The following is an 11,781-nucleotide window of genomic DNA, read 5'->3' on the forward strand; positions in this document are numbered from 1 at the left end:
GCGAGTGTGCCCGGGTTCAGGACCCCATGCCGGTCTGCGTCGCGAGGAGCTCGATGCCTGTCGCGACCGTCTGCCACGCCGAGCCGCGCTGCTGGCGCAGCTCGCCGCCCTCGGCGAGGAGGCGGATCTGCGTCGAGGCGTTGCCGGCCGCGATCTGCACGGTCCCGGTGGTCGTCCCCAGCGGGGTGTCCCCTCCGCCGAGCTGGTTCATCGTCACCGTGTCCTCACCGGTGGAGCCGCGGACGACCGAGACGACGTCGAGCTCGTCCGTCCAGGCGGCGGCGACCGCCGTGCCGAGGGTCGAGCGCAGCACGACCGGCTCGCCCACTGCGATCGGATCGCCGTTGGCCGAGCGGGTGACCCCGGCGACGAGCACGGTCGCCTGCTGCCCGTCCTGCGCGAGGGCGAGCATCCGCGTGCCGTCCCGGGACAGCGCGAACGACGCGATCGACTCGATCTCGGGCCAGGCGGTCGCGACCTGCAGCGACCGGGAGCCGTCGGAGGAGTAGGCGACCAGCTGGCCCGGCGCCGCCGTGGGCACCGACCAGACGTAGCCGAAGGGGTCCATGCCGGGGGCCGCGAGGCCGCTCCGGGCGTCGAGCAGCACGTCGTCGACCCCGGGCGTGAGCAGCGAGACGCCGGCCGAGGTGAGGACGGCCGCCGAGGCGCTCGAGTCGGCGCCCCGCTGCTCGCCCAGGACCGCGGCCCGCGGCGAGAGCGCCGCGATCCGGTCGGAGACGGCGGTCTCGGCGAGCCCCGAGGAGCCGAGGAAGCCGAAGTCGCCGTCGGTCAGCACCAGCGGCCGGGTGTCCACCCGCGGCGAGGTCGGCAGCCCGGTCACCTCGGTCGGGATCTCGATCGGGTTCTGCTGCACCGAGAGCGAGACCCCGGTGACATTCGAGACGTTGGCCAGGCTCCTGCCGAGCTGCAGCGCCATCCGGCGCCACTGCCGCTCGTCGGCCTCGAGCGCCGCGGAGTTCAGGTCGACGACGGCCCGCTGCGCTTCGACCGGCACCGTCTCGGCGGCGAGCGCCGTCCCGGTCGGGAAGGCCGAGACGACGGCGGACGAGTCGCGGAGCCACGGCGTCGGCCCGCGCAGCAGCTCGGTGACGATCGTGGTGCTGGTCGAGCTGTCCGCGCGCGAGGCGAACCAGCGCAGGTCCGGCACCAGGTAGGAGTAGCTCGGGTCGAAGAAGTAGAGCGCGTAGGTGGAGAAGACCTGCTCGAAGGTGGTCCGGTCGATGACGACTCCGCTGGGCGGTGAGCTGATCCGCCACTCGCCGTTCTCCTGGACGAAGCCGTAGTCCAGCTCCAGCGCGGTGGTCGTCGCGACCTCGGAGTAGACGCCGGTGGCGTCGACCTCGGCCACGGGGGTGATGGTGAGCGAGAGCGTCGACGCGCCGGGCTGGGTCGAGGAGCGCTGGCCCTCGTCGACGGTGACGTGCTCGCCCGGCGTCCAGTCGGCGCCGGTGGAGAGGAACTCGCGGGCGATCTTGTAGTTGTTCTGCGGGCTCGACGCCGCGTCGATGAAGCCGGTGAGGATCTCGAACTGGTCGGCGCCCTCGGCGGGGCCGGAGGGGAGGAAGTCGTACTGCAGGTCCTGCGGCGCCGTGTCCGGGCGGCCGACGCCGACGTCGCCCCCGCGCGGGATGCCCGCGCAGCCGGCGAGCGCGGCCAGCAGCAGCACGGCGGCGACGGCGGAGCGCAGGCGCCTCACTGGACGACCCCGTGCTCGGGGACGCCGCCGAGCGGCAGCGGCGGCAGGACGATGGGGCCGGAGTAGGCCTGCTCGCCCGCGTCCACGGGCGGCAGCGGCAGCGGGGAGGCGTCGATCCGCTCGCCGCGCCGGCGCGGGACGGTGAGCCGGAAGCACGCGCCGCGGCCGGGCATCGACCAGACCTGCAGCCAGCCGTGGTGCAGCGCGGTGTCCTCCTGCGCGATGGAGAGGCCGAGGCCGGTGCCGCCGAGGGTGCGGCGGCGGGACGGATCGGCACGCCAGAAGCGGTCGAAGACGCGGACCACCTCCTCGGAGCTCATGCCGTGACCGTAGTCGCGGACGGCGAGCGCCACCGCGGTGGCGTTGCTGTCGACCGTCACCACGATCTCGCGGCCGTCGCCGTGCTCGACCGCGTTGCCGAGCAGGTTGCGCACGATGCGGCGGATGCGGCGGGCGTCCATCTCGGCGTCGAAGTAGCCGCCGGGGGCGGAGAGCGTGAGCCGCGAGCCGTTCGCCTCGGCGATCCCGCGCATCCCCTCGATCTCCTCGCCGGCCAGCCGCACCAGGTTCACTGGCTCCAGCTCGAGCTCGGCCGAGCCGGCGTCGTGCCGGGAGATCTCCAGCAGATCGGCGAGGAGGCTCTCGAAGCGGCCGATCTGGCCGTGCAGCAGCTCGACGGTGCGCTCGGCGACCGGCGGGAAGCCCTCGCGCTGGTCGTAGAGCACGTCGCCGGCGAGCTTCATCGTGGTCAGCGGGGTGCGCAGCTCGTGCGAGACGTCGGAGACGAAGCGCTGCTGCACCCGGCTGAGCGTGGCGAGCTCGCTGATCTGCTCCTGGAGGCTGTCGGCCATCCCGTTGAACGACCGGGCGAGGGTGGCGATCACGTCCTGTCCCCTCTCCGGGATGCGCACGTCGAAGTCGCCCGCGGCGAGGCGCTGGCTGGTCTCCGCCGCCACTCGAACGGGCGCGACCACGATCCGGACGACGACCCAGCTGACCGCGCCGATCAGGAGGATCAGCAGGATGCCCGCGATGTTGAGGACCTGCTGCACGAACTGCAGCGTGCGCTCCGCGTCCGCGAGCGAGTAGCCGATGTAGAGCTCGTAGCGCCCCGCGGAGCTCGGCAGCTCGATCGTCGAGCCGACGACGATGCCCGGGAGCTGCTGACCCGAGGCGCCGAGGCTCACCGACTGCCAGTACTGGCCGTCGGCGCCGGCCTGCACCCGCGCGCGCAGGTCGTCGCTGATGACGCCGTTCTGCAGCTCGCGGTTGTAGCTGTCCTGCGGGGCGAGCGAGGACGCCTCCTGATCGGGCGCGCGCACGACCGCGATCAGGGCGGAGGAGGAGGCGTCGCGCACCGCGGTGCGCACCGAGTTCATGACCTCCTCCATGTCCTGCCGGGTCGAGACCGTCGCCGCGTCGAGGTAGCCCTGCGCGGCGCGGGTGGCCCGCGAGGTGTCCCCGGTGACCTGGTCGAGCCGCGACTGGAACAGGTTGTCGCTGATGCTGTAGGAGAGGTAGGCGCCCGTCGAGCCGATCGCGATGCCGCTGAGCAGCACGGTGATGGCGACGGCGCGGAACTGCAGCGAGCTCCGCCAGGCCCGGAGCACCCTCCGCGGCCAGCGCCGCAGCGCCGGCGCCCGGAAGCGGCGCGCGAGGCTCACGTCAGCTCGGCAGCACGGAGCCGGCGCGGTAGCCGACGCCGCGCACGGTCATCACGATGCGCGGATCGTCCGGGTCCTTCTCGACCTTCGCGCGCAGGCGCTGCACGTGGACGTTCACGAGCCGGGTGTCGGCCTTGTAGTGGTAGCCCCAGACCTGCTCCAGCAGCATCTCGCGGGTGAACACCTGCTGCGGCTTGGAGGCGAGGGCGAGGAGGAGGTCGAACTCGAGCGGCGTCAGGCCGATGCGGGTCTCGCCGCGGCGGACCTCGTGCCCGGCGACGTCGAGGCTGAGGTCGCCGACCTGCAGGACGGCGTTGGCGGCGACCTGGGAGGGGCGCAGGCGCGTCTTGATCCGCGCGACCAGCTCCTTCGGGTCGAACGGCTTGACCATGTAGTCGTCCGCGCCGGACTCGAGGCCCTGCACGACGTCGGAGGTGTCCGACTTGGCGGTCAGCATGATGATCGGGACGCCGGACTCCGCGCGGATGCGGCGGCAGACCTCGATGCCGTCGATGCCGGGCAGCATCAGGTCGAGCAGGACGAGGTCCGGCCGGGCCCGGCGGAAGGCCTCGAGGGCGCCCGTGCCGTCGGCGCAGAAGGAGACGTCCCAGTCCTCCGCGCGCAGGACGATGCCGATCATCTCGGCCAGGGCCGCATCGTCGTCGACCACCAGGATTCGCGCGCTCATGGGGTCAGGCTAACCGACGCGAGTGGGAGCACGGCCGCGCCCGACCGCGAGGGCCGAGCGCGGCTGTGACAGCATGGGAGGGATGACCGACGCAGCTCAGTGGCCACCGCCCGCCGGGGCTCCGGAGGACGGCGACGCACGTCCGCGCGTCGCCCCCGTCGCACCGGTCGCGCCCGTGTCCTGGACTCCGACCGCGGGTCCCGCCGGCCCGCCCCCGCCGCAGGGCTGGACTCCCCCGCCCAAGCCCGGGCTGATCCCGCTGCGGCCGCTCGGCTTCGGCACCCTGCTCGGCGCGCCCTTCGCGGTCCTCCGCCGCAGCCCGCGCACCACCCTCGGCGTCGCGCTGCTCGTGCAGGGCCTCGGCTCGCTGCTCGCCCTCGTGCTCTACGGCGCCGTCGCGCTTCTCGCGGTCGGCCGGATCACCCAGGCCGAGGTCGCCGATCGGGACGCCGTCGCATCGGGGTCGCTGGCGATCGTCGTGCTGGCGGCGCTGATCCCGCTCGCCGTCACCCTGGCCACCGGCGCGCTCGTGCAGGGCGTCGTCGTGCTCGAGGTGTCGCGCGCCGTCCTCGGCGAGCGGCCGACGCTGCGCGCGCTGCTCCGGCGGCTCCGCGGCCGCTTCTGGGCGCTGGTGGGCTGGACCGTGCTGCAGGGCGTCGGCGTCCTGGTGCTGGTCCTCGCCGCGACGGCGCTCTCGGTGCCGCTCTTCCTCCTCGGCTCCCAGGACGCGGGGGCCAGTGCCGTCGTCGGCGGGATCCTGGTGCTCGTGCTGGCCGGCCTCGCCGCGACCGCGGTGGGCGTCTGGCTCGCGACGAAGCTCGCGCTGGTGCCGAGCCTCCTGGTGCTCGAGCGGCTCCCGCTGCGCCGGGCGGTCGCGCGCTCCTGGCGGCTCGTCACCGGCGGGTTCTGGCGGACGTTCGGCGCGCTCGCGCTGATGGCGGTCATCATCCAGGCGGCCGGGCAGGTCGTCTCGACGCCGTTCAGCCTGCTGATCCCGATCGGCGGGGCGCTGGTCGCACCGACCGATCCGAACGCGCAGGTCGTCGCGTCGATCGTCGTCGCACTGCTCTCGGTCGCCGTCGGCCTCGTCGTCGGCGCGGTGGGCACGGTCCTGCAGTCGGCGGTCACCGGACTCGTCTACCTCGATCGCCGGATCCGGCGCGAGGGCTTCGACCTCGTGCTGATGCGGCATGTCGAGGAGCGCGCGGCCGGGCGCGAGTCCCCCGATCCCTTCCCCGCTCCGGAGCGGACCGCGCCGTGATCCGCCTCGCGCTCGCCACGGCGCCGCTCACCCCCGATGCGCAGGAGGCCCGCCGCCTGCTCCTCGAGGAGCTCGCCGACCCGCGCTACCGCGCCGCCGAGCCGAACTGGTTCGACCGCCTGGTGCAGGCCGTGCGCGACTGGTTCACCTCGCTCACGCTGCCGGGCGACGGTGTCGGCGTGCCGCTCGCCGCGCTGATCGGCGTGCTCGTGCTGGTGGTGCTCGTCGTGGTCGCCCTCGTCATCGCGGGACGGCCGCGACTGCGGCAGCGCAGTCGCGTGACCGGGGCGGTCCTCGCCGACGACGACGGCCGCTCGGCCGCGGAGCTGCGCGCCCTCGCCGAGGCGGCGGCCGCCCGGGGCGACTGGGACGAGGCGCTGGTGGAGCGGTTCCGCGCCCTGGTGCGCGCCCTGGACGAGCGCACGATCCTCACCGTCTCGCCCGGCACCACCGCGCACGGCTTCTCCCGCCGGGCCGCGGCCGTCTTCCCCGCCTCGGCCGACGCGCTCCGGCGCTCGGCGGAGGCCTTCGACCGGGTCCGCTACCTCGGCCTGCCCTGCGGGCGCGAGGACTGCGAGCGGGTCGCCGAGCTCGACCGCGCGCTCGCGGCCGCGCCGGTCCCGCTCGAGGCGCTGCGATGACGGCGCCCACTGCTTCACCGGCGCCGGACGCTTCCGTCGACACCGTCTCCTCCCCCACCCTCCGCGCGCTGCTGCGCCGGGGCCGGATCTGGGCGCTCCTCGCGGCGATGGTCGCCGTCGGCACGGTCCTGCTGACCGTGGCGACCGGCTCCCCGGTGCCGGCGGCCGACCTCGACGTCGACAGCGCGGCACCGGACGGCGCCCGCGCGGTCGCCCAGGTCCTGCGCGAGCAGGGCGTCGACGTCGTCCGCGCCGACTCGCTCGACGAGGCCCTGCGCGCGGTCGGCCCGGGCAGCACGCTGCTGATCGACGATCCGGGCTCGGCTCTGGACGAGGAGCAGTACGCCCGGCTCGCCGAGGACCCCGCCGCGGTCGTCCTCGTCGAGCCGTCCGGCGCGGCCCTGGACGCGCTGCTGCCGGGCGTCGCCTTCGCCGGCGCGCCGCAGGAGGACGGCGTGCTCGCCGCCTCCTGCGCGCTGCCCACCGCGGAGCGCGCCGAGGGGATCCCGTCGGGCGGCAGCACCTTCCGCGTCCTCGAGGGCGGCGCCCTGGGCTGCTTCCCGTCCGGTGACGACGCCTTCGCACTCGTCGCCGACTCCCCGGCCGGCGGCCCCGGCGTGGTCGCCGTCGGCGACGCCGACCTGCTGCGCAACGGCACCGTCGCCGAGGAGGGACGCGCCGCCCTCGCGCTGGGCCTCCTCGGCGGCGAGGACCGCCTGGTCTGGTACCGCGCCGGTGCGGCGGACGCGACGTCCGCCTCCGTCGACCCGGCCGATCTCGCGCCGGGCTGGGTCACGCCTGCGCTGCTGCTGCTCGTCGGGGTGTTCGTCGCCTCCGCCGTCTGGCGCGGGCGGGGCTTCGGCCCGCTCGCCGTCGAGCCGCTGCCCGTCGTCGTGCACGCGAGCGAGACCGCCCGCGGCCGGGCCCGCCTCTACGCCCACGGCGCCACCCGGGTGCGCGCGCTGGACGCCCTGCGGATCGGCACGCTGCACCGCTCCGCCGCCCTGCTCGGCCTGGCCCCGTCGAGCGGAGTGGACGAGGTCGTCGCGGCGGCCGCGGCCCTGCTCGAGCGCGACCCGCGCGCCCTGCGCCGGCTCCTCGTCGACGACGAGCCGGCGGACGACGCCGCTCTCGTGGCCGCCTCCGACGAGCTCCTGCGCTTCGAGAGCGCGCTCCGCGCCGCCCGCGCACCCCGCACGGGCACGGCCGCGGCCGGCACCCCAGGACCCGGCGCCGCCGGACCGGGCACCGCTCGACCCGCGCACGACCGCCTCGACCACGATCAGCCCGACCACGAACGACCGGAAGGCCCCCTCCGATGAGCGACTCCTCCCTCCCCCCGATCGCGGACGACGAGCTCCGCCGCGAGCTCGACCGCGTCCGCTCCGAGGTCGGCCGCGCCGTCGTCGGCCAGGACGGCGCCGTCTCGGGGCTGCTGATCGCCCTGCTGGCCGGCGGACACGTGCTGCTCGAGGGCGTGCCGGGCGTCGCGAAGACGCTGCTCGTGCGCGCGCTCTCGGTCTCGCTGGGCCTGGACACCCGGCGCGTGCAGTTCACCCCCGATCTGATGCCCGGCGACATCACCGGCTCGCTCGTCTACGACGCCTCCACCTCGGGCTTCGCCTTCCGCGAGGGCCCGGTCTTCACGAACCTGCTGCTCGCGGACGAGATCAACCGCACACCTCCGAAGACGCAGGCCGCGCTGCTCGAGGCGATGGAGGAGCGCCAGGTCAGCGTCGACGGCCGCACGCTCCGCCTCCCCGACCCGTTCCTCGTCGCGGCGACGCAGAACCCGGTGGAGTACGAGGGGACCTACCTGCTCCCCGAGGCGCAGCTCGACCGCTTCCTGCTCAAGCTGGTGCTGGACGTGCCGCCGCGGGACGTCGAGGTCGAGGTGCTCTCGCGGCACGCGGCCGGCTTCGACCCGCGCGACCTCGCCGCCGCGGGCGTCCATCCGGTGCTGGATGCGGGGCGGCTGCGCGCGGCCCAGGCCTCCGTCCGCCGCGTCGGCGCCGGCCCGGACGTGCTCGGCTACATCGTCGACCTCGCCCGCGCGACCCGCGAGAGCCCGAGCGTGAAGCTCGGGGTCAGCCCGCGCGGATCGACGGCGCTGCTCGCCGCGAGCCGCGCCTGGGGCTGGCTGAACGGCTACGGCTCGATCACCCCGGACCACGTCCAGGCGATGGTGCTGCCCGTGCTGCGGCACCGGATGCAGCTCCAGCCCGAGGCGGAGCTCGAGGGCGTGCGCACGGAGGCCGTCCTCGGCGGCATCCTGCAGCAGGTCCGCGTCCCGGTCTGAGCCGTGCACCTCACCGGACGCTCCGTCCTCGTCCTCCTCGTCGGCCTCGTGCCGGTCGTCCTGCTCGGACGCCGGGCCGAGGTCGCCTTCGCCGTGCTCGGGCTCTGGCTGCTGGTCTGGCTGATCCTGGTGGGCGTCGACCTCGCGGTGGCCGGCTCCGCGCGCGCGGTCGTGCTCGAGCGGCGGACCCCCGACCGGGTCCGCCTCGGCGAGCGCGCGGAGGCGACGCTGCTGATCACGAACACGGGACGGCGCCGCATCACCGGCGTCGTCCGCGACGCCTGGGAGCCTTCCGCCGGGGCTCTCGCGACCCGCTCGCCGCTGCGCCTGCCGCCCGGTGAGCGCCGCGCGGTCCGCACGGTCCTCGAGCCGCGCCGCCGCGGAGAGCGCCGGGCGCTGCACGCGACGATCCGCTCGAACGGCGTGCTCGGGCTGGCCGGCCGGCAGGCGACCCTCGCCGCGCCCGCGGTCGTCCGGGTGCTGCCGCCGTTCCGCTCCCGCCGCCACCTCCCCTCGCGCCTCGCCCGCCTCCGCGAGCTGGAGGGGCGCACCAGCGTGATGATCCGCGGTCAGGGCACCGAGTTCGACAGCCTGCGCGAGTACGTCCGCGGCGACGACGTCCGCTCGCTCGACTGGCGGGCCACCGCCCGGCGCCGCGAGCCCGTCGTCCGCACCTGGCGGCCCGAGCGGGACCGGCGGGTGGTGCTCGTGCTCGACACCGGCCGCACCTCGGCCGCCCGGATCGACGACGAGCCGCGCCTGGACACGGCGATCGAGGCGTCGCTGCTGCTGTCGGCACTGGCCGCCTCGGCCGGCGACCGCATCGACGTCCTCGCCTTCGACCGCGCCCGGCGCGCCCGCGTGCACGGCGCGACCGGCACGGAGGTGCTGAGCCGCGTGGTCGACGCGCTCGCCCCCGTGCAGCCGCAGCTGATCGAGACCGACTGGTCGGCCGTGCCGGGCCAGGTGCGCACCCTGGTCTCTCAGCGCTCGCTCGTCGTCCTGCTCACGGCGCTCGACTCCGTCGGCGCGGCGGAGGGGCTGCTCGCGGTGCTCCCGCAGCTCACGAGGCGGCACACCGTGGTCGTCGCCTGCGCGATCGACCCCGAGCTGGCCCGGATGGCCGCCGACCGCGGCGACCGCGGCGCGGTCTACGCGGCCGCGGCGGCGGAGCGCTCGCTCGCCGACGCGGACAGGCTGGCGGCCGCGGTGCGGCGGCTCGGCGGCGACGTGGTGCTCGCCTCGCCGGAGAAGCTGCCGCCCGCCCTCGCCGACCGCTACCTCGCGCTGAAGGCCACCGGCCGGCTCTGAGCCCGGACCTCGCGCTCAGCCCTCGCTGATGCTCCGCGAGCCGGCGTCGAAGCGGCCGAGGTCGCCCGTCTCCCCCGCCCGCACGGCCCGCCCGCCGAGCACCAGGAAGTAGGCGATGAAGCCGCCGAGCGCGAGCGCGCCGATGCCGATCTTCAGCCACCAGGGCCACGGCGCAGGCGTCACGAAGCCCTCGATCACGCCCGAGACGAGCAGCACGAAGACCAGCCCGATCGCGACCGTGAACAGGCTCCGCGCGTCCTCCGCGAGCGCCTGCCCCCGGGTGCGCGGCCCGGGCGCGATCCAGGCCCAGAAGATCCGCAGCCCGGCCGCCGCGGCGACGAAGACCGCCGTCAGCTCGAGCAGGCCGTGCGGGAGGATGTAGAGGAAGAAGGTGTCGCCCTCGCCGACGTGGAACATCACGGCGACCGAGGTGCCGAGGTTCTGCGCGTTCTGCAGCAGGATGTACGGCACGTAGACGCCGACGATGCCGAAGGCGACGCACTGCGCCGCGATCCAGGCGTTGTTGGTCCACACCTGGCCGGCGAAGGACGCGGCCGGGTTCTCGGAGTAGTAGTCGACGAAGTCCTCCTGCGCGAAGCGGCGCAGCTGCTCGTCGTCGCCGAGCGCGGCGAGCAGGCGCGGGTCGCCGAGGATCCAGACCGCGAAGAGGCCGGCGACCAGCACGGTCGCCAGCGCGACGGCCAGGGTCAGCCAGCGGATCCGGTACAGCGCGGCGGGGAACGAGACGACGGCGAAGCGGGCGACCGCGGCGAGCGGATCCTCGCGCGTCCCGGTCAGGCGGCCCCGCGCTCGCGAGAGCGAGACGGCCAGGCGCGTGCCCACGGCGGTCGACCCCGCGGTCGAGGAGATCGCGGCGAGATCGGCGGAGGCGGACTGGTAGCGCTCCACGAGCTCGTCGGCCTCGCCGCCGGTCAGCCGGCGCTTGCGCGCGAGCTCGTCCAGGCGGGTCCACTGGCCGCCGCGCGCGGCCGAGAGAGCATCGATGTCCATCTGCTGAGATGATAGCCGGGGCCGACGATCGAGGGAGCTGCTGCATGTCCGACGACCGCGACGACGCCCGCCTCGACAGCGCCGGCTTCGACACGGCGGGCCTGGTCACCGGCGAGGCGATCGCCCTCGAGATCCCCGTCACCTCGTTCGTCCTGCGGGCCGCCGGCGCGATCATCGACCTCGTCGCGGAGTTCCTGCTCGCCCTCGGTCTCTTCTACCTGGTCTTCGTCCTGGCCGGGGACGGCGGACTCGACCCCGCCGCCACGGCCGCCGTCGCGATCGCCGCACTCGTCCTCTCGATCGTGCTCGTGCCCGTCGCTGTCGAGACCGCGACGCGGGGGCGCTCGCTCGGCAAGCTCGCCGTCGGCGCCCGGGTCGTCCGCGACGACGGCGGCGCGATCGGCTTCCGCCACGCCCTCGTCCGGGGTCTCACCGGCGTGCTCGAGATCGTGATGACGGCCGGCGGGCTGGCCGCGGTGGTGGGTCTGCTGTCGCGCCGCTCGCGCCGGCTCGGCGACGTGCTCGCCGGCACGCACAGCCAGCTCGAGCGGGTGCCCGCCGCGCCCCCGCTCGTCGTCGAGGTCCCGGCCCCGCTCGCCGGCTGGGCGGCGACCGCCGACGTGGCGCGGCTGCCCGACGCCCTGGCGCGCCGGCTCGCACAGTTCCTCCGCCAGCGCACCGGGATGACCGAGCCCTCGCGCTCGCAGCTCGCCCGCTCGCTGGCGCAGGAGGCCGCCGCGTTCGTCTCGCCGCTGCCGGCTGCGCCCGCCGAGGACTTCCTGCTCGCGGTCGCCGCGCTGCGCCGCCGCCGCGAGGAGCGGGCGCTGGAGCTCGTCGACCGGCGGATGAGCCGGCTCGCGCCGGTGCTCGCGGACGCGCCGCGCGGCTTCCCGGTGCGCGAGGCGCCTCGGGCTCCGCGGGGCGCTCCGGCTGCATCGGGCGCTCCGGCTCCGCAGGACGCTCAGGCCGACGGCGGCTCGAGGTAGCGCACGGTCTCCCAGCCCCGGGGCACCAGCAGCCGCCGGTCGTGCTCGGCGCACAGGTCGTAGCCGTGCGGATCGGGCTGCGGGCTGAGCGGCCCGACCGCCACGAGCGAGTCCCGGTAGTCGTAGGTGAGCGTCACGACCGCGGGGAGGCTGCACCCGGTGCGCGAGCACTGCCGTCGGTCCATCGCGCCACAGTAGCAAGA

Annotated in this window: 11 protein-coding genes; 6 read left to right on the forward strand and 5 right to left on the reverse strand. The window is 75.5% G+C overall.

What is annotated here, in order from left to right:
- Positions 1–16: 16 nt before the first annotated feature.
- From EDF35_RS18695 to mtrA, 3 genes are read right to left on the reverse strand one after another with little or no spacing between them, the layout of a single operon-like run.
- The gene (locus tag EDF35_RS18695) at positions 17–1,717 is read right to left on the reverse strand and encodes a GerMN domain-containing protein (protein ID WP_133963409.1); all 1,701 of its coding nucleotides are present in this window, start codon (positions 1,715–1,717) and stop codon (positions 17–19) included.
- Entirely contained in the window at positions 1,714–3,381 is a 1,668-nt protein-coding gene (gene mtrB, locus EDF35_RS18700; RefSeq protein WP_132435837.1) for an MtrAB system histidine kinase MtrB, read from the reverse strand. Before mtrB ends, EDF35_RS18695 begins: the two co-directional genes overlap by 4 nt.
- A gap of 1 nt (position 3,382) precedes the next feature.
- Positions 3,383–4,069, reverse strand: coding sequence for an MtrAB system response regulator MtrA (gene mtrA / locus EDF35_RS18705; protein WP_123444394.1), 687 nt, complete (start codon positions 4,067–4,069; stop codon positions 3,383–3,385).
- A gap of 82 nt (positions 4,070–4,151) precedes the next feature.
- Between mtrA and EDF35_RS18710 the strand changes: the two genes are divergently transcribed.
- From EDF35_RS18710 to EDF35_RS18730, 5 genes are read left to right on the forward strand one after another with little or no spacing between them, the layout of a single operon-like run.
- Positions 4,152–5,330 carry a hypothetical protein gene (locus EDF35_RS18710; protein ID WP_133963410.1) on the forward strand — a complete coding sequence of 393 codons (1,179 nt, stop codon included), beginning with the start codon at positions 4,152–4,154 and terminating at the stop codon, positions 5,328–5,330.
- The gene (locus EDF35_RS18715; protein WP_133963411.1) at positions 5,327–5,971 is read left to right on the forward strand and encodes a DUF4129 domain-containing protein; all 645 of its coding nucleotides are present in this window, start codon (positions 5,327–5,329) and stop codon (positions 5,969–5,971) included. Before EDF35_RS18710 ends, EDF35_RS18715 begins: the two co-directional genes overlap by 4 nt.
- Entirely contained in the window at positions 5,968–7,293 is a 1,326-nt protein-coding gene (locus tag EDF35_RS18720) for a DUF4350 domain-containing protein (RefSeq protein WP_133963412.1), read from the forward strand. Before EDF35_RS18715 ends, EDF35_RS18720 begins: the two co-directional genes overlap by 4 nt.
- Positions 7,290–8,270 (forward strand): MoxR family ATPase, encoded by a 981-nt coding sequence (locus tag EDF35_RS18725; RefSeq protein WP_133963413.1) that lies wholly within the window; start codon positions 7,290–7,292, stop codon positions 8,268–8,270. Before EDF35_RS18720 ends, EDF35_RS18725 begins: the two co-directional genes overlap by 4 nt.
- Before the next feature lie 3 nt (positions 8,271–8,273).
- Positions 8,274–9,581, forward strand: coding sequence for a DUF58 domain-containing protein (locus tag EDF35_RS18730; RefSeq protein WP_123734331.1), 1,308 nt, complete (start codon positions 8,274–8,276; stop codon positions 9,579–9,581).
- A gap of 15 nt (positions 9,582–9,596) precedes the next feature.
- Here EDF35_RS18730 and EDF35_RS18735 read toward each other — a convergent pair whose 3' ends face one another.
- Positions 9,597–10,592 carry a stage II sporulation protein M gene (locus EDF35_RS18735; RefSeq protein ID WP_133963414.1) on the reverse strand — a complete coding sequence of 332 codons (996 nt, stop codon included), beginning with the start codon at positions 10,590–10,592 and terminating at the stop codon, positions 9,597–9,599.
- A gap of 44 nt (positions 10,593–10,636) precedes the next feature.
- Here EDF35_RS18735 and EDF35_RS18740 point away from each other — a divergent pair, with 44 nt between their 5' ends.
- Positions 10,637–11,578: an RDD family protein gene (locus EDF35_RS18740; protein ID WP_133963415.1), complete on the forward strand. Its 942-nt coding sequence runs from the start codon at positions 10,637–10,639 to the stop codon at positions 11,576–11,578.
- Here the strand turns inward: EDF35_RS18740 and EDF35_RS18745 are convergent.
- Positions 11,554–11,763 (reverse strand): DUF3499 family protein, encoded by a 210-nt coding sequence (locus EDF35_RS18745; RefSeq protein ID WP_123444386.1) that lies wholly within the window; start codon positions 11,761–11,763, stop codon positions 11,554–11,556. The two genes, EDF35_RS18740 and EDF35_RS18745, sit on opposite strands and share 25 nt — an antisense overlap.
- Positions 11,764–11,781: the final 18 nt, after the last annotated feature.

Source organism: Rathayibacter sp. PhB151 (assembly GCF_004366415.1).
GTDB classification, from domain to species: domain Bacteria; phylum Actinomycetota; class Actinomycetes; order Actinomycetales; family Microbacteriaceae; genus Rathayibacter; species Rathayibacter festucae.